We start from the raw sequence: 20,715 nt of genomic DNA on the forward strand, positions 1-20,715 counted from the left end.
TTCCACCCCCCCGGGAGTGCGGACGTCCGCAGATTCGGTCGCCGGGACGCTCGATCGTGCGGACGTTGCGGAAGGTGATGGGCTGCGTCCGCGGGTTCGGTTTCTGAGGCGCTCGATCGTGCGGACGTTGCGGGTGCCGGGCGGCAGCTGCGTCAGCGGCCCGCCGGGGTCAGGCCCAGGGAGCGACCCGCGAGACCGCGGCGACGGGCCGTCAGGGAGCGCGCCACGCCCACGAGTGCCTGCGCGGCGGGGGAGTCCGGGGCGCTCAGCACGACGGGGGTGCCCGCGTCGCCCGCCTCGCGCAGGCGTACGTCCAGCGGCACCTGCCCGAGCAGCGGGACGTCACCGCCGGTGATCCGTGTGAGGTTGTCGGCGACCCTCTGCCCGCCGCCGGTGCCGAAGACGTCGAGCCGCGACCCGTCGGGCTGCTCGAGCCACGACATGTTCTCCACGACGCCCACCACGTGCTGCCGGGTCTGCACGGCGACGGACCCCGCCCGCTCGGCCACCTCGGCCGCCGCGACCTGCGGGGTCGTGACGACGACGATCTCGGAGCTCGGCAGCAGCTGCGCCACCGAGATGGCGATGTCTCCGGTGCCGGGCGGAAGGTCGAGCAGGAGCACGTCGAGGTCGCCCCAGAACACGTCCGCGAGGAACTGCTGCAGCGCGCGGTGCAGCATCGGTCCCCGCCAGACGACCGGCTGCCCGGGCGGGACGAACATGCCGATCGAGACGACCAGGACGCCGAACGCCTCGGGCGGCAGCAGCATGTCGTCGACCCGCGTCGGCTGCCGCGTGACCCCGAGCATCCGCGGGATCGAGAAGCCGTAGATGTCAGCGTCGACGATGCCCACCTTCAGCCCGTCGGCGGCCATCGCGACCGCCAGGTTGGCCGTGACGGACGACTTGCCGACGCCGCCCTTGCCGGACGCGATCGCGAACACCTTGGTGAGCGAGCCCGGCTGCGCGAACGGGATGACCGGCTCGGAGGCCGTGCCCCGCAGCAGCGTCCGCAGCGCCGCACGCTGCTCGGCCGACATCACGCCGAACACGACGGAGACGTCGTCGATCCCCTCGACGGTCGCCGCGGCCGCGCTGACGTCGCGGGTGAGGGTGTCCTTGAGGGGGCAACCGGGAGTGGTCAGGTCGATGCCGACCGTCGCCCGGGATCCGACGACCTCGACGGAGCGGACCATGCCGAGGTCGGTGATCGGACGCTTGATCTCGGGGTCGAGGACGTGCGTCAGCGCGTCGCGGATGGCATCGAGGAGCGGGTCGGTGGGGTCCGGCATGGAGCCCATCGTAGGTCGGTCGGAGTGAGTCCCGCGGTCAGCCCCGCGCCTGCCGGTCCGCGCCGCCGCGGGTGCGGTCGCTCTTCCTCTCGGAGCGCTCGCCCTCGTGCTCCTTGTCCCCGTCGCGGTCCGCGGTGAGGTCCTCGAGCATGTTGCGCAGCTCGGAGCGGACGAAGTCGCGGGTGGCCACCTCGGACAGCGCGATGCGCAGCGCCGCCATCTCGCGGGCCAGGAACTCGGTGTCCGCGAGGTTGCGCTCGGAGCGCTGCCGGTCCTGCTCGGCCTGCACGCGGTCGCGGTCGGTCTGCCGGTTCTGCGCGAGCAGGATCAAGGGCGCGGCGTACGAGGCCTGGAGCGAGAGCATGAGCGTGAGCGCCGTGAACCCGTTCGCGGCCTGGTCGAACCGCATGCCCTCGGGGGCCCAGATGTTCCAGGCGATCCAGACCAGGCAGAACAACGTCAGGTAGATGATGAAGCGCGGGGTCCCCAGGAACCGCGCGATGCTCTCGGAGATCTTCCCGGACGCGTCCTCGTCGAGCTGCGGCCGACGGATGAACCGGCGCCGCGTCTCCAGCGGCGTGTCCAGGCGGTCAGCCACGGCTCACCCCCGGGCGCGTGATGCCGAGGACGCTCGTGTCCGGGAAGTTGCCCTCGTCGTCGGTCTCCCGCCAGTCCTCGGGCAGGAGGTGGTCCAGGACGTCGTCGACGGAGACCACGCCGAGCAGGCGCTTCTCGGCGTCGACCACCGGCAGGGCCAGCAGGTTGTAGGTGGCCAGGTTCCGGGTCACCGACAGCAGCGGGGCGTCGACGGGGATGGACTCGATGTCTGTGTCGACGATCGAACCGATGGCCTCGTGCGGGGGCTCGCGCAGCAACCGCTGCAGGTGCACGACGCCGATGAACCGACCGGTCGGCGTCTCCAGCGGCGGGCGCGCGACGAACACCATCGACGCCAGCGCGGGCGTGAGGTCCTGACGGCGCACGTGCGCCAGCGCGGCCGCGATGGGGGTCTCCGGACCGAGGATCACCGGCTCGGTGGTCATCAGACCGCCCGCGGTGTTGTCCTCATAGGCGAGCAGCCGGCGGACGTCCTTCGCCTCGTCGGGCTCCATGAGCTCGAGCAGCTCGGCGGCCTGGTCGTCGGGCAGCTCGCCCAGCAGGTCGGCGGCGTCGTCGGGCTGCATGGCCTCGAGCACGTCGGCCGCGCGGGTCATGGCCAGGCCCTGCAGGATGCCCACCTGGTCGTCCTCGGGCAGCTCCTCGAGCACGTCGGCCAGCCGCTCGTTGTCGAGTGCGCTGGCCACCTCCAGCCGTCGGGTGAGGCCGAGGTCGTGCAGCACGTCGGCGAGGTCGGCCGGCTTGAGGTCCTCGTACTGCGCGAGGAGCAGCTCCGCACCCTGGGCGGCGCTCGCCTGCCCGAGCCCGGTCACCTCGTCGACGGCCACCAGCAGCGTCTCGCCCCGACGACGCAGGAGACCCGAGCGCCCACCCGGCATGCGGCGGACGAAGACCTTGGAGATCACCCAGTCACCGTTGCGCTGCAGCTCGATGGCGACGTCCTCGATGGACGCCTGCCCGGAGCCGTCGACGAACTCGACGGTGCGGTCCAGCAGCTCGCCCACCGCGAGCGTCTCGAAGGCGCGCTGCTCGAACCGGCGCATGTTCACCAGGCCGGTCGAGATGACCTGCCCGGAGTCGATCGCGGTGACGCGGGTGAGCGGGAGGAACACGCGCCGACGCGCGGCCACCTCGACGACGAGGCCGACGGCCCGGGGCAGCCCTTTGGGGCGCACCAGCACGACGACGTCACGCACCCGTCCCACCTGGTCTCCGAGGGGGTCGAACACGTTGGTCCCGGCAAGGCGCGCGACGAACACCCTGGTCCCGACGCTGCTCACGTCGGTCAGCCTAGACCGGGCACGGGCAGTCGGCCGTCGCGCCACCGCGTACGACGCGCGTTGTTCCACCGCTAGTCACCGGGCTGTCGGGTCTGGCGATCCCCTCAGGGCTGGGGGAGGATCGCGGCATGTCGTTCTCCGGTAACGCCCGACCCCCGCGCACCCCGACCCCGCCGCAGGGCGAGACGGTCGCCTCCTACTCCACCTACCTCGAGGCGCAGAAGGCCGTCGACCACCTCGCGGACAACGCGTTCGCGGTGCAGCTGGTGACGATCGTCGGCACCGACCTGAAGATGGTCGAACGCGTCACCGGACGCCTCTCCTACCCGCGCGTCGCGCTCGGCGGGTTCCTGTCCGGAGCGTGGTTCGGCCTCTTCGTCGGGCTCCTGCTCAGCCTCTTCAGCGCGCCGGGCGCGCAGAGCCCGCTGGTGCCGGCGATCTTCATCGGTGGCGCCTTCGGACTGCTGTTCGCGATCCTCACGTACTCGTTCTCCCGCGGGAAGCGGGACTTCACGTCGACGAGCCAGATCGTCGCGTCGTCCTACGCGGTGCTGTGCCGGCAGGAGCAGGCGCACAAGGCGCGCGAGCTCCTGCGCGAGATCGGTGGCGTCCAGTCCGGCTGGCCCGCGCGTCCGCCGGCGCCGATCACCACCACCAGCCCGTCGGATCCGTCGGGTGCGTACCCGCCGGCTGGGGGGTCCCAGCCGTGGGGGTCTCCGACCGTGCCGCCGGTCGCGCCGCCCGGACCACCCGCTCCGCCGACCGGACCGCCCTCCGACCGACCCGGTCAGCCCGGGCCGACGTCCGCGCCTCCGACCGGGCCACCGACCGCGCCCTGAGCCGCTCGCCGACCGTGGGCGCCGGCTCGACCTGCGGGGCGTCGGGGCCCGCGCTGCGCACCTCGCGCAGCGTGGCGGCCTTCCAGAACAGCAGTGCGAGGTTCGGTTCCATGTCTGCCTCCTGTGTCGGGATGTCCCTTCACACGAGGTGACGCCGACCGGCGGCCCCGATCGACACCTCAGCCGCGGAGAAGTCCCGCCATCCACGCCTCGACGGCGTCGGGGTGCCGGGGCAGCGCGGCCGAGAGGTTCTCGTTGCCGTCGGCGGTGACCAGCACGTCGTCCTCGATGCGCACCCCGATGCCGCGATACTCCGCCGGGACCAGCAGGTCGTCCGACTTGAAGTACAGGCCCGGCTCGATGGTGAAGACCATGCCGGGCTCGAGGACCCCGTCGAGGTAGAGCTCCGCGCGTGCCTGCGCGCAGTCGTGCACGTCGAGTCCGAGGTGGTGGCTGGTGCCGTGCACCATCCACCGCCGGTGGTGCTGGTTCTCCTGCAGCAGTGCCTCCTCGGCGGTGACCGGCAGCAGCCCCCACTCCTCGAGCCGCGCCGCGATGACCTTCATGGCGGCCTCGTGGACGTCCCGGAACCGGGCGCCGGGCACGGCGGCCGCGAACCCGGCGTCCGCGGCGTCGAGCACCGCCTGGTAGATGCGGCGCTGGACCTCGGTGAACGTCCCGTCGATCGGCAGCGTCCGGGTGATGTCGGCCGTGTACAGCGAGTCGACCTCGACGCCGGCGTCCACGAGCACCAGCTCGCCCGGGGTCACCCGGCCGTCGTTGTCGATCCAGTGCAGCGTCGTGGCGTGCTCGCCGGACGCGGCGATCGTCTCGTACCCGACGGCGTTGCCCTCCTGGCGGGCGTGGCCGATGAACGTGCCCTCGATGACCCGCTCGCCGCGGCGGTGCGCGACGGCCTGGGGGAGTGCGCGGACGATCTTCTCGAAGCCGTCGATGGTGGTGTCCACGGCGAGGCGCATCTGCTCGATCTCGTGGGTGTCCTTGACCAGCCGGAGCTCCGAGAGAGCCTCGGCCAGCTTCTCGTCCCTCTTCCCGGCCTCCTCGGTGGCGCGGATCTCCTCGACCAGGTCCTCGATCGCCTCGTCCACGTCGGGGACGACCCGCACCTGCACGCCGTCCACGCCGACGTCCTTGGCCACCCCGTCGCGCAGGTCGTCGAGGTGCGCGGTGCTGATGCCCGTGAGCGCCTCGAGATCCTCCAGCGTCGGACGCGCGCCCACCCAGAACTCGCCGTAACGGGCGTCCGAGAAGAACTCGACCGTGTCCCGGCCCGCGAGCGGCCGGATGTAGAGCACCGCGTGATGACCGCTGCCGTCGTCGCCGGTGCCGTCCTCGACGGGGTGCAGGACCAGCACCGCGTCCGGCTCCTGCTCGGACCCCAGGCCGGTGAGGTGCGCGAACGCGGAGTGCGGGCGGAAGCGGTAGTCGGTGTCGTTGGACCGCGGCTTGAACGTGCCGGCGGGGATGACGAGCCGTTCGCCCGGGAACTGCGCCGACAGCGCCGAACGTCGCGCGGCGGTGTGGTCGGCGGCCGGGCTGCGCTCGAGGGGCGTCGACGCACGCGCGCCCCACCCGGACGTGATGAACCGCACGAACTCCGCCGAGCCGGGCCGCTGGGAACGGTTGCTGCCGCGGTCGGCGAGCGGCTGCTCGGTGGCGGTCTCCGGCGTCAGGTCCTCACTCATGGCGCCATCCTCGCACCAGCCTGGGCCGAGGTCGGTGACGGGTGCAGCTAGCGTGAGCGCGTGCGCATCGACCTCCACACCCACTCGACGGCGTCGGACGGGACCGATGCGCCCGCGCAGGTGGTGGCGGACGCGGCGGCCGCCGGGCTTGACGTCGTCGCCCTCACCGACCACGACACGACGTCGGGTTGGCCCGAAGCAGCAGCGGCAGCGCGGGACCATGGCATCGCCCTGGTGCGGGGGACCGAGGTCTCGGCCCGGGCCCACGGGATCAGCATCCACCTGCTGTCCTACCTCCAGGACCCGACGCACCCGGCGCTGACGGTCGAGCTGGACCGGACGCGCGACGCGCGCCTCCACCGGGCCCGGGCGATCGTCGAGCTGCTCGCCGTCGACGTGCCGATCACCTGGGACGACGTGCTGGAGCACTCCCGCGACGCGATCGTCGTCGGTCGCCCGCACATCGCCGACGCCCTGGTCGCCCGCGGCGTCGTGCCCGACCGGGACGCCGCGTTCACGCACCTGCTCTCCGCCGCCGGGCCGTACCACGTGCCCCACTACGCCCCCGACGGCCCGGACGCCGTGCGCGCGATCCGTGCGGCCGGTGGTGTCCCCGTCTTCGCCCACCCCGGCGCCGACGCCCGCGGCCGGATCGTGCCCGACCGAGTCTTCGACCGCCTCGCCGAGGCCGGCCTGGGCGGGATCGAGGTGGACCACCGCGACCACTCGCCCGCGCAGCGCGAGCGGCTGACCGCGATCGCCGACCGGCTCGGGCTGCTCGTGACCGGTTCGAGCGACTACCACGGTGCCGGCAAGGCCAACCGGCTCGGGGAGAACCTGACCGCGCCCGAGGTGCTCGCGGCGATCGAGGACCAGGGGACCTCGCCGGTGGTCAGGCCGTGAGCGAGGTCTTCGACGCGTACCTGTTCGCGTCCGTCTTCATCACGCTGTTCGTGATCATGGACCCGCCCGGGGTCGTGCCGATCTTCCTCGGGCTGACGGGTGCGATGACCCGCCAGCAGCGCAACCGGGCCGCGCGCCAGGCGGTGATCGTCGCACTCGGCGTCATCGTGGCCTTCGCGCTGTTCGGGCAGTCGCTGCTGGACTACATGCACATCACGCTGCCCGCGCTGCAGGCGTCCGGCGGGCTGCTCCTGCTGCTCATCGCCATGGAGCTGCTGACCGGCAAGATGGAGGAGCCGCAGCCATCGGGGAACGGGAAGGTCAACGTCGCCCTCGTGCCGCTGGGCACGCCCCTGCTGGCCGGCCCCGGCGCCATCGTCGCCACCATGGTGTTCGTCCAGCAGTCCGACAAGACCGCCGCCGACTGGGTCGCCATCGCGCTCGGCGTCGTCGCCGTGCACGTGGCGCTCTACCTGGCGATGCGGTTCGCCAACGTCATCCACCGCGTCCTGGGCGACTCCGGCACCATCCTGGTCACCCGGATCGCGGGGCTCCTGCTCGCCGCCATCGCGGTCCAGCTCGTGGCCGACGCGGTGGAGGCGTTCATCAAGGCGGCATAGCGAGAGGGTGCGTGCTCCTGCTCGGGAGCACGCACCCTCTCGGCTGTCTGTCTGTCAGGACTCGGTGGCCGACGCCTGCGGGGCGCCTCCGCCCTCGGCGGCCTGACCGCTGCGCGTGCGACGACGGCTGCGGCTCCGGCGGGTGGCGCTGGTGGACGCGCCGTCGGTGCTCTGCTCGGTGGCCGGACCGTTCGCCGGCGACTCCGCGGACGGCGTCGTGTTCTCGGCACCGGCCTCGCCGCGACCCCGGCCGCGGCCGCCACGGCGGCGGCGGGTGCCACCCTCGCGGGGCTCGCCGGACTCGTCGGCGGGACGCTCGGACTGCGGTGCGGAGGCCTGCGGCGCGGTGGTGTGCGGCGCTGACGCGGTACGAGTGTCGGTGGAGCGGGAGTCGCTGCGACGCGAGTCGCTGCCGCGACGCGAGTCGCCACCGCGCCCGCCCCGGATCTGGTCGGAGTGCGAGCCGCCGGCCGGACGCCCGCCACTGCCGCCGCCACGCTTGCCGGTCTCGCCCAGGTCCTCGAGCTTCTCCGCGCCCAGGCCCTCGCGCGTCTGCTGCGACTTCGGCAGGCGGCCCTTGGTGCCCTCGGGGATGTCGAGGTCCTCGTACACGTGCGCCGAGCTGGAGTACGACTCGATCGGCTCCGGGATGCCCAGTCCGAGCGCCTTGTCGATCAGGCCCCAGCGGGGGATGTCGTCCCAGTCGACGAACGTGACCGCGGTGCCCTTGGCGCCCGCGCGGCCCGTGCGGCCGGTGCGGTGCAGGTAGGTCTTCTCGTCCTCGGGGCACTGGTAGTTGATGACGTGTGTGACGGCCTCGACGTCGATGCCGCGGGCGGCGACGTCGGTGGCGACCAGGACGTCGACCTTGCCGTGCCGGAACGCGCGGAGCGCCTGCTCGCGGGCGCCCTGGCCGAGGTCGCCGTGCAGCGCGCCGGCCGCGAAGCCGCGCTCGACCAGGTCGTCGGCCACCTTGGCGGCGGTGCGCTTGGTGCGCGCGAAGACGATGGTCAGGCCGCGACCGCGGGCCTGCAGGATGCGGGCCAGCATCTCGACCTTGTCGAGGGCGTGCGCGCGGTAGACGACCTGCTTGATGTTCTTGACGGTCTGGCCGTCGTCGTCCGGGTCCGCGGCGCGGATGTGCGTCGGCTGGGTCATGTAGCGGCGGGCCATCGCGACGACGGCGCCCGGCATGGTGGCTGAGAACAGCATCGTGTGGCGGCTCGCGGGGGTCGCTGCCAGCAGGGTCTCGACGTCCGGCAGGAAGCCGAGGTCGAGCATCTCGTCGGCCTCGTCGAGCACGACCGCCTTCACGTGCGAGAGGTCGAGGTGCTTCTGCTTGAGCAGGTCGATCATACGGCCGGGGGTGCCGACGACCACGTCGACGCCGCTGTTCAGCGCGGCGATCTGCGGCTCGTACGCGCGGCCGCCGTAGACCTGGAGCACGCGGACCTTGCGGCGGGAGCTGGCGGTCGCCAGGTCGCCGGCCACCTGGACGGCGAGCTCGCGCGTGGGCACGACGACGAGGGCCTGCGGCTTGCCGGCGTGGGGCAGCTGCTCATAGCCCTCCTCGCCGGGGGCGACCACGCGGTGCAGCAGCGGGACGCCGAAGCCGAGGGTCTTGCCGGTACCCGTCTTGGCCTGACCGATGATGTCGTGGCCGGACAGGGCGACCGGCAGGGTCATCGCCTGGATGGGGAACGGGTGCGTGATGCCGGCGTCGGCCAGCGCCTGGACGATCTCCGGGCGGACGTCGAAGTCCGCGAAGGAGGCCTCGACGGCCTGCACGGAGGACCAGGTGTTCTTCAGGGGGTGCGTCATGGGCTCGGCCAGAGCAGAGACCTGCTCCGGCGTCTCGTCGGTGGTGGTCACGAGGACTCTTCACTGCGAAGGGTGGTGGGCCGCGCGCTGCCGGGGCCGACGGGTGTCGGAGCGTCCCGGGCGACAGCGGAGTTCACCACGCGGGTTGGCCGGCAGCCGATCGTGCAAGTCGACTCGCGCGCGTCGTCCGGACGGGTCCGGGGCTGCGCGAGAATGGGTCTGATCGTCGAACGAGCTGGGATTTCGAGACGACCGGGCAACCGAATTACCTGCACAGTCTATCTGACGCCTCCGGCAGGCCGGTCGCCGCCGTGCCGGGGCTACGATCCTCGGATGACGACGACGCCCGCACGCACCGGTCCGGCGACCTCTCCGGAGACCGTCCCGGCGGCGGATTCGCCAGAGCTCGCGGACACGATCGAGCTCCTCGGCCTCGTCGCGCAGCTCGAGCACGTGGCGTTCGCCCGCCTGGCCGCCGACTCCGCGCTGGCTCCCACCATCGAGCAGCGCCTCGAGCTGAGCCGGTTCGCGTCGGCCGCGGTCGAGCGTCGGGACCGGGTGCTGGCCCGCATCATCGAGATCGGCGGCGACCCCGTCGCGGCCGTGCGCCAGTACGACGACGTGCTCGACGACTTCGACGCCCGCACGCAGCCCAGCTCGTGGTGGGAGCGCCTGCTCAAGGCCTACGTCGGGTACGGCGTCGCCGACGACTTCTGCCGCCTCGCCGCCGAGGGCCTCGACGCGGACTCGCGCGCGGTGGTGCTCGAGGTCCTCGACGACGCCTCCCACGCGGAGCTGGCCGTCGCGGAGCTGGATGCCGCGGGGTCCGCGGACGGCGTGCTCACCGCCCGCCTCGCGCTCTGGGGTCGGCGGCTGGTGGGTGAGGCGCTCGGCGTGGTGCAGCGGCTGCTGGTGCAGCGTCCCGCCCTGGTGCGGCTCGTTGCGATCGGTTCCGCGAACCAGGGCACGAGCAAGGACACCGCACCGGCGAACGCTCCCACCAAGCTCTTCGGCGAGCTGACCGCCCAGCACACGCGCCGCATGAGCCGCCTCGGCCTCACGGCCTGACCGCACCCGCAGACACCAGAGAGCCCCGCACGAGTACTGCGTGCGGGGCTCTCTGTACGACCGGTCAGATGTTGCCGAAGCCGACGCGGCCCTTCGACTCGGAGCCGATCTCGACGTAGCCGAGGCTCGCGGTCGGCACGATGATCCGACGCCCACGCACGTCGACCAGCTCCAGAGCCGGCCGTCCGCTCAGGGCGGCGGCCACGGCGGCAGCGACCTCGTCCGGCGTCTGGTCGGACTCGAGGCTGATCTCCCGAGGCAGGTTCTGCACGCCGATGGTGATCTCCACCGTCATCTCCTTCACGTCCTCACTCCCCGCTGTGGTTCTCGGGGGTCGTCCCGGGCCTGCCGCGGCCGGTGGGCCGTGGCACGTCGTCCGATCCTAGGCGTCCTCGTACTCGAAGTCGGGCCGGATCAACGCGGACACCCCGCCCCACGCCAGCTGGGTCACCAGCTCGACGGTGCGCTCGGGCCCGGCGTCGGACGGCTGACGCAGGCGGTGCGTCGCTGCGCCCTGCGCCATGGCGATCAGCGAGACCGCGAGCATCGCCGCATCGTCGAGCGGCAGCGCTGTGACCTGCGACAGGACGACGGAGATGCGCCGGGCGGCCTCGGAGGAGGCGTGCTCGACCCGCGCGCGCACGTCGGCGTCGTGCGTGACATCGGACTCGAACAGCAGCGCGGAGGATTCTCCTGCGCCCTCGACGAACATGATGTACGCCTCGACGATCGCAGCGATGACGTCGCGACCGTCACCCCGGCGCACCGGCCCTTGCTCGATCCCCGACACCGCCGTATCGACGGCGACCAGCAGGTCGGCGCCGTTCTGGTCGACCACGGCGAGGTAGAGGTCGAGCTTCGAGGGGAAGTGGCGGTAGAGGACGGGCTTGCTGACCTCGGCCCGCTCGGCGATGTCGTCCATGGAGACGTGGTGGAAGCCCTCGGAGGAGAAGAGCTCCTGAGCGATGCGCAGCACCTGGGCACGGCGCTCGTCGCGAGCCATCCGCGGGCTGCGTGCCCGCGGGGTCGAGGCGTCTGTCCCGTCCGTCATCCCGCGATGGTAGCGACGGGATGTGTCGGGGATGCGACGATGACCAGGTGACGACCTGGGAACCGCTCCGGACGGACCAGGGACCGACGCGTGCGTCCCTGCGGCCGTCGGTCCCTCGTCGTCGACGCCGAGCGCGTGCTCTCCCGGTGGTCGTGGCTACCCTCGGGCTCACCCTGGGCGCCGGCAGTGCGCTCTGGGCCGCGGATGCGCCACAGACCGCGGCGCTGGTGGATGCGGCGCTCGGACCCGTGTCCCCGGCTCCGGCGCCCGCCGAGATCGTCGACCGGGCCGGCTCGCAGAGCCGGGCGTCCGCCGGGCGGGACACGCCCGCGCCGGAGCCGGTGGAGGTGCCGGTCGGGATGCTGCCCACGGAGCCGCCCCCCGGGATCGTCGCCCTGCCCCCAGGTCTGACCGCCCAGGACGTGGCCGCGGGGTTGCTCTCGCCCGACGTGCTCGAGGCCGGTGCGGGCACGTTCAGCGTCGTCCCCGGTGCCGACCCGGGGCCCGGCACGGGCGCGGTCCGCACCGTGCGGGTGGAGGTGGAGGACGGGCTCCTCGTGGACGGGCCGGCCTTCGCAGCGACCGTGATGGCGACCCTCAACGACCCGCGCGGCTGGGGCGCCGACGGGTCGCTGTCGTTCGCGCGGACCGACGGCGACGCGGAGCTGCGCGTGATCCTGGCCTCCCCGACGACGGTCGACGTCCTGTGCGCACCCCTGGACACCGAGGGCGAGGTGTCGTGCGGGACGAACGGTCGCGCCGTCCTGAACCTGCGCCGGTGGGTGCTGGCGACCGACGAGTACGCCGCGGACAAGGTGGCGTACCGGCAGTACCTGGTCAACCACGAGGTCGGGCACCTGCTCGGGCACCGGCACGAGGGATGCCCTGGGGCAGGTCAACGGGCGCCGCTGATGCAGCAGCAGAGCTACAGAGCGGCGCCCTGCACGCCGAACCCCTGGCCGTTCCCGTAACGGTCTTTCCGGTGCGCGCGGGTCGTGCGCTCGGGTGTCGGTGGCTCGTGATGGGATCGGCGCGTGACCGGCTCCCCGCATGCCCTGCGCCTCGTGCGCCCGGCGTTCGCGGACGTCCCCGAGCACGGTGCCGGCGCCCTGGTGGAGCTCGACCCCGAGCAGGCTGCGGCCGTCACCGCGACGGACCCCGCGGTGCTCGTGCTGGGTGCCCCGGGGACCGGCAAGACCACCGTCGCGCTCGAGACGGTCGTCGCCGCGGTGGAGGGGGGACTGTCCCCGGAGGACGTGCTGGTCCTCTCGTCGGGTCGTCGTGCCGCGGCGGACCTGCGGGACCGGGTGTCCGCGCGGCTGCGGCGGACGTCGGGTCGGCCCCTCGTGCAGACAGCCGCGGCGGCGGCGTTCTCGGTGCTCCGGACGCGCGCGTCCCTGCTGGGCGACCCGGTCCCCACTCTGGTCTCCGGCGCCGAGCAGGACCTGCTCCTCGGTGACCTGCTCGCCGGGCACGCCGCCGGTGAGGGGGTGCCGCTCGCGTGGCCGCCGGAGGTCCGGCCCGACGTGCTCGGCCTGCGCCCCTTCCGCGACGAGCTGCGCGACCTGCTGATGCGCGCGGCCGAGCGCGGTCTGTCCCCGGTGGACCTCGCCACGCTCGCCGGCTCGCACCGCCGGCCGGTCTGGGCCAGCGCGGCGAGGCTGTACGAGGAGTACCTCGACGTCGTGCAGCTGCGTGCCGGCACGCCGGACCTGGGTGCCCGGCTGGACCCGGCGGTCGTCGTCGACGAGGCCGCCCAGGCGCTGCTGACGTGGGAGGACGAGGTCCCCGGTGCGGTGCGCCCGCGCTGGCGGCTCGTCGTCGTCGACGACCACCAGGAGAGCACCTCGGCCACCGCCCGGCTGCTGCGGGTGCTCGCCGACGACGGGGCCCGGGTGCTCCTGCTGGCGGACCCGGACGCGGCCGTGCAGACGTTCCGGGGGGCCACGCCGTCGCTGGTCGGTCGGGCAGGCCTGCGGGGGCCGGGGCCCGGCGAGCTCGGTGCGCGCACGATCGTGCTGCGGACGGCGTGGCGGCACGACGCCGGGCTTCGGGCGGTGGTCGGGCGGATCGCGGAGCGCGTCGGAGCGGTCGGCGCCGTGCAGCACCGGCGCGCCGGGGCGGCACGGCGGGGAGACGGGGACGTGCGGGTCGCCGTGCTGCCGAGCACCGCGCAGGAGGCGGCGTTCGTGGCGCACGCGCTGCGCAGCGCGCACGTCGAGCGCGGGGTGCCGTGGTCGCAGATGGCCGTCGTCGCGCGGTCCGGCGCCCAGGTGACCGCGCTGCGTCGCGCCCTGACGGGCGCCTCGGTCCCGGTGAGCGTGCTCGGCAGCGACGTGCCGCTGCGTGAGGAGCCGGCGGCGCGGCCGCTGCTGGACGCCATGCGTGTGTGCGTCGGCGCCGCGGCCCTCGATGCCTCGACCGCGGCACGGTTGGCGTGCTCGCCGCTCGGCGGCCTCGACACGGTCGGCCTGCGCCGGGTCCGCCGCGCGCTGCGCGCCCAGGAGCTGGCCGAGGGCGGGGGCCGCACCAGCGACGCCCTGCTGGTCGAGGCGCTGGGTTCCGACGAGCCGTCGCTCCTGCCGGGCGCCGCACGACCCGTCGCGCGGCTGGCCCGGGTCCTGGCGGCGGGTCGCTGGGCGGCGGCGGTCGTGGGTGCCGACGCGCAGACTGTCCTGTGGGCGCTGTGGAGCGCAGCGGAGCAGGCCGAGCCGTGGCGTCGGTCCGCGCTCGCCGGGGGTGCAGCGGGGGAGCGGGCCGACCGTGACCTCGACGCGGTCCTCGCGCTGTTCCGCGCCGCCGAGACGTTCGTGGACCGCATGCCGCGCTCGACGCCAGGCGCGTTCGTCGACTGGCTCCAGGCGCAGGACCTCCCGTCGGACTCCCTGGCGGCACGCGCCCGCCGCGCGTCCGTGCAGGTGCTGACGCCGGCCGGTGCCGCGGGTCGGGAGTGGGACCTGGTCGTCGTCGCCGGGGTGCAGGAGGGCGCGTGGCCGGACCTGCGGCTGCGCGACTCGCTCCTGGGTGCGCAGGCCCTGGTCGACCTCGTCGCCGAGCGCGCGGTGCCCGGAACCGCCGACGACGCAGAGACAGCGGCGGCTGCGCGGGACGCGGTCCTGGCGGACGAGCTCCGGTCGTTCGTCGTGGCGTGCTCGCGTGCCCGCCGCACCCTGCTGGTGACGGCGGTGGACGACGCCGACCAGCAACCGTCCCCGTTCCTCGAGCTCGTGGACCCGTCCGACGACGAGGGCGAGTCGCGGCGCACCAGCGTGCCCGCGCCCCTGGACCTGCGGGGGCTCGTCGCGCTGCTGCGGGCGCACCTCGAGCAGGCAGCGGTCGACGGGGTCGAACCGGACCCGGCGGCAGCGCGCACGCTCGCGCGCCTGGCGGCGGCTGACGTCACCGGCGCGGACCCGACGCAGTGGTACGGGCTGGCCGAACCGTCCAGCGAGGCACCTCTGTGGGATGCGGACACCCGCGTGCCGGTCTCGCCGTCGAAGGTCGAGACGGCGCAGCGGTGCGCGTTGCGGTGGGCGCTGGAGGCGGCCGGCGGCACGTCGTCGGCCAGCGGCGGGCAGAGCCTCGGCACGCTGCTGCACGCGATCGCGCAGGAGCACCCGCAGGGCACGGAGGCCGAGCTGTCCGCGGCGCTCGACCGGCGATGGGGCGAGCTGGGGCTGGGGGGCGGGTGGCCCGCGCTCGCCACCCGACGCAAGGCGGACGCGATGGTGCACCGCCTCGCCGTGTACCTGCGGTCAGCCGGCGAGCCGCTCCTCGTCGAGGGGGCGTTCGCCGTCGATACCGAACGCGCGTCGCTGCGCGGGTCGGTCGACCGCATCGAGCTGGTCGAGGATGCGGTCACCGGCCCGGTCGTGCGTGTGGTCGACCTCAAGACGGGCGCCAGCCCGCCCAGCGTGAGCAAGGCCGCCGAGAACCCGCAGCTGGGCGCCTACCAGCTCSCCGTCGACGCCGGCGCGTTCGACGGGCTCCCCGACGGGACGACGAGCGGCGGCGCACAGCTCGTGTTCCTGGGCACGGGCGCGACCGCGGTGACGCGCTCCCAGGAGCCGCTCGGACCGGAGGTCGACGGCCCCAGCTGGGCGCGGACCATGGTCGACCAGGTGGCCGACAAGATGGCTGCGTCCACGTTCCAGGCGACCGCCAACGACCTGTGCGACCGCTGCCCGGTGCGGCGCTCGTGCCCGGTCCGCGGCGAGGGCGGACAGGTGGTCGCGTGACGGGCGACCGGACCTTGTCCGCGGCACAGATCGCTGCCCTCGTCGGGCAGCCGCCGCCGACCCCAGAGCAGCGCCTCGTGATCGAGGCGCCGCTCGGGCCGTCGCTCGTGGTGGCCGGTGCCGGGTCGGGCAAGACGGAGACCATGGCCGCGCGGGTGGTCTGGCTGCTGGCCAACGGCATCGTCGAACCGGACCAGGTGCTCGGTCTGACGTTCACGCGCAAGGCGGCCGGCGAGCTGGCGGAGCGGGTGCGCAAGCGCCTGCGCACCCTCGCGCGGGCGGCCGCAGCCGACGGCATCGAGCTCGGTGGGACCGTCGACGCCGGACGCACGGACGGCCTGGCCGGCCTCGCGCGCCCGACCATCTCGACCTACAACTCCTACGCGGCGTCCCTGGTGTCCGACCACGCACTACGGCTCGGCCTCGACCCGTCCGCGCGACTGCTCGGCGAGGCCGCGCAGTGGCAGCTGGCCTCCGAGGTCGTCGAGGCGTGGAGCGACGACCTCGACACCGACGCCGCGACCTCCACGGTGATCGAGGCGGTGCTCGCCCTGTCGGGTGCGCTGGACGAGCACCTGCTCGACGCGGCCCAGGCCCGGTCCGGGATCGAGGCGATCCTCGACGGGCTCGCCGCGACGCCACCGGGCACGCCGCCGCGCGAGCCGTACGCCGAGGTCAGGAAGCTGATGCGGTCCCTGGGGGAGCGGGTCCGCGTCCTCGAGCTCGTCGCCGAGTACCGCACCCGCAAGCGCGCCGCCGACGCGATCGACTTCGGCGACCAGGTCGCCCTCGCGGCCCGCCTCGCGCTCGACGTCCCCGAGGTCGGTGCCGGTGAGCGGCACCGGTTCCGGGTGGTGCTGCTCGACGAGTACCAGGACACCTCCTACGCCCAGCTCACGCTGCTCGGCGCGCTGTTCGGTGGCGGGCACCCGGTGACCGCCGTGGGAGACCCCCACCAGTCGATCTACGGGTGGCGGGGGGCGAGCGCGGGCGGTCTGGAGGGGTTCCCCACGTCCTTCCCGCAGGTCCACGACGACGGCAGCCGCTCGCCGGCCGACGTGCACCAGCTGTCGACCTCGTGGCGCAACGACCGCTTGATCCTCGCGGCGGCCAACCACGTCGCGGCACCGCTGCGTGCGTCCGCGACCCGGGTGGCGGTGCCGGTCCTCGCTGCCCGGCCCGGTGCCGACGAGGGTCGTGTGCACGCCCACGTCGCGGAGACCGTCGAGGACGAGGCTCGCGCGGTCGCGCAGTTCGTCCGCGACCGGTGGCAGCCCGCCGGCCCGGGCCGCGACCGTGTCACCGCCGCGGTCCTGTGCCGGAAGCGGTCGCAGTTCGAGCCCCTGCGCCGAGCCCTGCGGGACGCGGGGCTGCCGGTCGAGGTGGTCGGACTCGGCGGGTTGCTCTCCGCGCCCGAGGTGGTCGACCTCGTGGCCCTGCTGCAGACCGCGCACGACCCGTCACGTGGAGACGCGCTCATGCGTCTGCTCACCGGCGCCCGCACGCGGCTCGGGGCGTCGGACCTGCACGCGCTCGCGGCCTGGTCCGGCGAGCTGGCAGCACGTCACGGCGGTGGCACACGGACGCGGGGTCATGCCGTGCCGCTCGAGTCGGGTGCCGACGTGGTCGTGGAGGCCGACGCGGTCGACGAGCGCAGCATCGTGGACGCCCTCGATGCGATCACGGAGCTCCCGGCTGACGGGTGGACGAGCCACGGCGGGCGGACCCTCAGTGCGGTCGGCCGTGCGCGGCTGGCGGACCTCGCGATGACGCTGCGGGCGCTGCGCGCGCACAGCTACCTCTCCGTGCCCGAGCTCGTCGGCGAGGCGGAGCGGTTGCTCGGGCTCGACATCGAGGTCGCAGCGCGCGCGCGGACGTCGCCGGGCCGAGCGCGCGCGCAGCTGGACGCGTTCCGGGACGTGGCCGTCGAGTTCGCCCGCTCCTCCGACCACCCGAACCTCGGCGGCTTCCTCGCCTGGCTCGAGGCGGCCGACACCCGCGAGAACGGCCTGGACATGCCCGTCTCCGAGCCTGATCCCGACGCGGTGCAGCTCATCACGGTGCACGCGGCCAAGGGCCTCGAGTGGGACGTCGTCGCGGTCGCCGGCCTGGTCGACGGCGGTCTGCCCGCCACGGCGACGCAGGGCAAGGACGGACCGAAGGACTCGGCGTGGCTGACCGGGCTCGGTTCGCTGCCGTACCCGCTGCGAGGCGACCGCCACGACCTGCCCGTGTTCCCGTACTCCGGCGCGGAGGACCCCAAGGAGCTGGAGGAGCGGCGCAAGCAGTTCGTGCTCGAGGCGGGTGACCACCAGGTCGCCGAGGAACGCCGGCTCGCCTATGTCGCGCTGACTCGTGCCCGCTCCGACCTTCTCCTCACCGCGGCGTGGTGGGGTGATGGCACCCGCGTGCGGAAGGTCTCCGTGTTCCTCACCGAGCTCGCCGAGGCAGGGCTCGTCGAGACGGGTGGCTGGGACGAGGTGCCCGACGGGAGCGGCTCCAACCCTCGGGCCTCGCTGGTGCTCACGGCGACCTGGCCCGCGGACCCGTTCGGCGCCGAGGTCGGGCCGAGCCGCCGCACGCACGTCGAGGACGCGGCCGCCCGCGTGCGCGAGGCGATGGCGGCACACGACGAGCAACGGGCGACGGTCGCCTCCATCGACCACGTCGACCCCTCGGACACCGAGGACTCCCGCTCGGAGCGGGCGGCCGCGCACCCGTGGGAGGTGCTCGCCGACCGGCTGCTGGCCGAGCGCGAGCGGGTGCGGACACCGTCCGGCGAGGTGGAGCTCCCCGCACACCTGTCGGCATCCGCGCTGGTCAGGCTGGAAGGCGACCCCGAGGAGTTCGCGCAGCACCTGCGCCGACCGGTACCGGCCGAACCGTCCCCGCAGGCCCGCCGGGGCACGCGATTCCATGCGTGGGTGGAGGGCTGGTACGGCAGCGCCTCCCTGGTCGACGTCGATGCACTGCCGGGTGCCGACGACGACTCGGCGACCCTCGACCTGGACGAGCAGGCGCTCCGCGACGCATTCCTGGCGACGGAGTGGGCGAACAGGTCGCCCGTCGCGGTCGAGGTGGACATCGAGATCTCCGTCGACGGCTACGTTCTGCGCTCCCGCATCGACGCGGTGTTCCCCGACCCGTCGCGCGGACCCGCGGCCGTGGGCGAGCAGCCGGCCGTGATCGTCGTCGACTGGAAGACGGGTGCACCGCCGAAGGACGAGGCCACGCGGGCGTCGCGTGAGCTCCAGCTTGCCGTCTACCGGCTCGCGTGGTCGCGCTGGACAGGCACTCCGCTGGACCGGGTCCGCGCGGCGTTCTGCTACGTCGGTGTCGGCGCGACCGTGTTCCCGGACCGGCTGCTCGACGAGGTCGAGATCACCGAGCTGCTCCGCTCGGCGACGCGAGAGCAGGGTCCGCAGGGCGCTGGTGCCGTCGAACCGCGGCCCAACCGGCGCGGCTCGAGGACGAACACGCCCACCCGCCAGCGACGGGGGTGGGAAGGGACGAACCAGGTGCCGCCGCGACGGTCGACGCAGCCCGCTGCACCCACGCTCTTCGACGGCGACTGAGCCGACGCGGCGACGGGCAGGTGTGTGCGGAGACCCGTCCCGGGTCGGAGCCCGCCGTCAGTCCAGGAGCCGACTCCGCAGGCGAGCGAGCTCGTCGGCGGACATGCCGTGCGCGCTCAGGTAACCGGCGACGTCGAGCTCGGCCAGGAGCGCGCGCAGGTGGCCGGTCACCTCGGCCAACCGTGCATCGAGCTCGTCGTCGGTGCGTCCGGTCTCGTCGCCGAGACCGGCCCGCGCGTAGTCGTTCATCGCGATGACCGCGGACGCGTAGTCCTCGACGATCGCGTCGTGCGGCACGCCGACGAGCGACAGGAGGAGTGCCGTGACGAGGCCGGTCCGGTCCCGACCGGCCGAGCAGTGGATGACGACCGCACCGTCCGGCGCGTGCGCGACGGCGCGGAGGGCGTCGACGATCAGCTCCGGCCAGGCCTCGAGGTTCGCCTGGTAGTACTCCGGCGAGTCGAGCACGTCGCCCCACCGGGCCATGAAGTCGCGGTCCTCCCAGACCTCGACGGGGCGGTGGTGCCGCGTGACGCCCGTCGGCAGCGGCAGCGGCTCGATCTCGTGCGGGTTGCGCAGGTCGACGATCGTCCGCACCCCCGCGTCGACCAGCTCCGTCCAGCCCTGCTCGTCGAGGCCGTCCAGCCGCGGGGTCCGGAAGATGCGCCCGGGCCGGGTGGCAGCCGTGCCTGTGGGCAGGCCACCGAGGTCGCGCGCGTTGTGCAGACCGCCCCAGCGGACGGAGCGGTCCGTCACGCCATCAGTGATTCGACCTCGTCACGCGTGTGGGCGTCGAGGTCCTCGAGCATGGCGACGGCGTCGTCGATGATCTCGGCATCCTGGGTGCGCACGCCGTAGAGCAGCCACCGGGCGAGCGCGAGCTCGCCGGCGAGGAGCGCGCGGTCGGCCAGGTGCGGGTCCGTGAGCTCGGTCCGGCGCAGCTGGTACGCCTCCATGATCGAGTCGGTGCTGTCCGGGTGGGCCACGACCAGGAGCCAGGCCAGGTCGTCGGCGGGGTCGGCGACGCACGCATCCCCCCAGTGCAGGATGCCGGTGACCTTGTCGCCGCGAACCAGGACCCGCTCGCTGGTGAGGTCGCCGTGGATGACGGTCGGCCGGAAGCGCCAGAGGGCGACGTCCTCGAGCCGGTCCTCCCAGCGTCGCAGCAGCGTGGGCGGGACCTTCCCGGTGCGCGCCGCCTCGTCGACCTCGGCCTGGCGGCGCTTGCGGTACTCCCCGGCGTCGTACGCGGGCAGGCCGGCGTTCTCGACGAGGCTGGTCGGGAGCTCGTGCACCGCGGCGAGCGCCCGACCCAGGTCGGCGGCGAGGCCAGGTCCGGGGGCGAGGCGGTCCAGCCGAAGCGGCTCGCCGGGGATCTCGCTGTGCACCGCCGCGCGCCCACCCTCGGGCAGGTGCGCGAACCCGACGGGCGCGGGGACGGCGAACGGGAGCGTGCCGCGCTCGACCTCGGCCGCGAGCATGCCCAGGAGCACGATCTCGGCTTCGAGCGCCGCGCCCGCCGCGGCGTGCTGCGGTGCGCGAACGACCCAGCGGTTGCGGTGGGCGTCGATCACGACCGCCGTGTCGAAGTCGGACCCGTGCTGAGCGGGCCGCCGGACGTCGAAGGCGTCGAGACCCGGCACGGCGACGGTCGCCAGCGCGGCCAGGGCGAGAGGGGATCGAACCACCCGCCCAGGATAGGCA

General features: G+C 73.9%; 16 protein-coding genes. 7 read left to right on the forward strand and 9 right to left on the reverse strand.

Annotation, left to right across the window (positions count from 1 at the left end; genetic code table 11):
• Nucleotides 1–152 precede the first annotated feature (152 nt).
• Genes ASG23_RS09910 through ASG23_RS09920 form a run of 3 tightly spaced genes read right to left on the reverse strand, consistent with a single transcriptional unit; the run spans nucleotide 153 to nucleotide 3,190 of the window.
• On the reverse strand, nucleotides 153–1,292 hold the full coding sequence (locus tag ASG23_RS09910; protein WP_056024540.1) for an Mrp/NBP35 family ATP-binding protein: 1,140 nt from the start codon (nucleotides 1,290–1,292) through the stop codon (nucleotides 153–155).
• A 37-nt stretch (nucleotides 1,293–1,329) separates the two neighbouring features.
• Nucleotides 1,330–1,890 carry a DUF1003 domain-containing protein gene (locus ASG23_RS09915; protein WP_056023796.1) on the reverse strand — a complete coding sequence of 187 codons (561 nt, stop codon included), beginning with the start codon at nucleotides 1,888–1,890 and terminating at the stop codon, nucleotides 1,330–1,332.
• The gene (locus tag ASG23_RS09920; RefSeq protein ID WP_056023799.1) at nucleotides 1,883–3,190 is read right to left on the reverse strand and encodes a magnesium transporter MgtE N-terminal domain-containing protein; all 1,308 of its coding nucleotides are present in this window, start codon (nucleotides 3,188–3,190) and stop codon (nucleotides 1,883–1,885) included. Before ASG23_RS09920 ends, ASG23_RS09915 begins: the two co-directional genes overlap by 8 nt.
• A 128-nt stretch (nucleotides 3,191–3,318) precedes the next feature.
• Between ASG23_RS09920 and ASG23_RS09925 the strand changes: the two genes are divergently transcribed.
• The gene (locus ASG23_RS09925) at nucleotides 3,319–4,029 is read left to right on the forward strand and encodes a general stress protein (protein WP_056023802.1); all 711 of its coding nucleotides are present in this window, start codon (nucleotides 3,319–3,321) and stop codon (nucleotides 4,027–4,029) included.
• Between the two features lie 179 nt (nucleotides 4,030–4,208).
• Here the strand turns inward: ASG23_RS09925 and ASG23_RS09930 are convergent, their stop codons facing one another.
• Complete coding sequence (locus ASG23_RS09930) at nucleotides 4,209–5,735, reverse strand: aminopeptidase P family protein (protein WP_056024543.1); 1,527 nt, start codon at nucleotides 5,733–5,735, stop codon at nucleotides 4,209–4,211.
• A 60-nt stretch (nucleotides 5,736–5,795) separates the two neighbouring features.
• Between ASG23_RS09930 and ASG23_RS09935 the strand changes: the two genes are divergently transcribed.
• Nucleotides 5,796–6,638, forward strand: coding sequence for a PHP domain-containing protein (locus ASG23_RS09935; RefSeq protein WP_056023805.1), 843 nt, complete (start codon nucleotides 5,796–5,798; stop codon nucleotides 6,636–6,638).
• Nucleotides 6,635–7,258, forward strand: a complete 624-nt coding sequence (locus tag ASG23_RS09940; protein WP_056023808.1) for a MarC family protein — start codon at nucleotides 6,635–6,637, stop codon at nucleotides 7,256–7,258. Before ASG23_RS09935 ends, ASG23_RS09940 begins: the two co-directional genes overlap by 4 nt.
• Nucleotides 7,259–7,312: 54 nt before the next feature.
• Here ASG23_RS09940 and ASG23_RS09945 read toward each other — a convergent pair whose 3' ends face one another.
• Entirely contained in the window at nucleotides 7,313–9,079 is a 1,767-nt protein-coding gene (locus ASG23_RS09945; RefSeq protein WP_082516103.1) for a DEAD/DEAH box helicase, read from the reverse strand.
• Between the two features lie 333 nt (nucleotides 9,080–9,412).
• Here ASG23_RS09945 and ASG23_RS09950 point away from each other — a divergent pair, with 333 nt between their 5' ends.
• Nucleotides 9,413–10,147 (forward strand): ferritin-like fold-containing protein, encoded by a 735-nt coding sequence (locus ASG23_RS09950; protein ID WP_056023813.1) that lies wholly within the window; start codon nucleotides 9,413–9,415, stop codon nucleotides 10,145–10,147.
• Nucleotides 10,148–10,211: 64 nt separating this feature from the next.
• On the opposite strand, the gene ASG23_RS09955 is transcribed toward ASG23_RS09950, so the two are convergent.
• Nucleotides 10,212–10,436, reverse strand: coding sequence for a DUF3107 domain-containing protein (locus tag ASG23_RS09955; RefSeq protein WP_056024546.1), 225 nt, complete (start codon nucleotides 10,434–10,436; stop codon nucleotides 10,212–10,214).
• 93 nt (nucleotides 10,437–10,529) lie between these two features.
• Nucleotides 10,530–11,198, reverse strand: coding sequence for a TetR/AcrR family transcriptional regulator (locus tag ASG23_RS09960; RefSeq protein WP_056023816.1), 669 nt, complete (start codon nucleotides 11,196–11,198; stop codon nucleotides 10,530–10,532).
• Nucleotides 11,199–11,350: 152 nt separating this feature from the next.
• On the opposite strand from ASG23_RS09960, the gene ASG23_RS19875 reads away from it, so the two are divergent.
• From ASG23_RS19875 to ASG23_RS09975, 3 genes are all read left to right on the forward strand, one after another.
• Nucleotides 11,351–12,169, forward strand: coding sequence for a DUF3152 domain-containing protein (locus ASG23_RS19875; RefSeq protein WP_235520992.1), 819 nt, complete (start codon nucleotides 11,351–11,353; stop codon nucleotides 12,167–12,169).
• A gap of 63 nt (nucleotides 12,170–12,232) precedes the next feature.
• Nucleotides 12,233–15,436 (forward strand): ATP-dependent helicase, encoded by a 3,204-nt coding sequence (locus ASG23_RS09970; protein ID WP_082516041.1) that lies wholly within the window; start codon nucleotides 12,233–12,235, stop codon nucleotides 15,434–15,436.
• On the forward strand, nucleotides 15,433–19,011 hold the full coding sequence (locus ASG23_RS09975; protein WP_157465607.1) for an ATP-dependent DNA helicase: 3,579 nt from the start codon (nucleotides 15,433–15,435) through the stop codon (nucleotides 19,009–19,011). The genes ASG23_RS09970 and ASG23_RS09975 overlap by 4 nt, the downstream gene beginning before the upstream one ends.
• Before the next feature lie 57 nt (nucleotides 19,012–19,068).
• On the opposite strand, the gene ASG23_RS09980 is transcribed toward ASG23_RS09975, so the two are convergent.
• Complete coding sequence (locus tag ASG23_RS09980; RefSeq protein ID WP_056023818.1) at nucleotides 19,069–19,767, reverse strand: tyrosine-protein phosphatase; 699 nt, start codon at nucleotides 19,765–19,767, stop codon at nucleotides 19,069–19,071.
• Nucleotides 19,764–20,699 (reverse strand): phosphotransferase, encoded by a 936-nt coding sequence (locus ASG23_RS09985; protein ID WP_056023821.1) that lies wholly within the window; start codon nucleotides 20,697–20,699, stop codon nucleotides 19,764–19,766. The genes ASG23_RS09980 and ASG23_RS09985 overlap by 4 nt, the downstream gene beginning before the upstream one ends.
• Between the last annotated feature and the right edge of the window lie 16 nt (nucleotides 20,700–20,715).

The sequence above is a fragment of the Cellulomonas sp. Leaf395 genome (assembly GCF_001424125.1).
Taxonomy (GTDB): Bacteria; Actinomycetota; Actinomycetes; order Actinomycetales; family Cellulomonadaceae; genus Cellulomonas.

Coding starts and splice junctions, on each gene's coding strand:
- ASG23_RS09960 (WP_056023816.1), bottom strand. CDS start 11,198: ATGACGGACGGGACAGACGCCTCGACCCCGCGGGCACGCAGCCCGCGG.
- ASG23_RS09930 (WP_056024543.1), bottom strand. CDS start 5,735: ATGAGTGAGGACCTGACGCCGGAGACCGCCACCGAGCAGCCGCTCGCC.
- ASG23_RS09910 (WP_056024540.1), bottom strand. CDS start 1,292: ATGCCGGACCCCACCGACCCGCTCCTCGATGCCATCCGCGACGCGCTG.
- ASG23_RS09950 (WP_056023813.1), top strand. CDS start 9,413: ATGACGACGACGCCCGCACGCACCGGTCCGGCGACCTCTCCGGAGACC.
- ASG23_RS09925 (WP_056023802.1), top strand. CDS start 3,319: ATGTCGTTCTCCGGTAACGCCCGACCCCCGCGCACCCCGACCCCGCCG.
- ASG23_RS09945 (WP_082516103.1), bottom strand. CDS start 9,079: ATGACGCACCCCCTGAAGAACACCTGGTCCTCCGTGCAGGCCGTCGAG.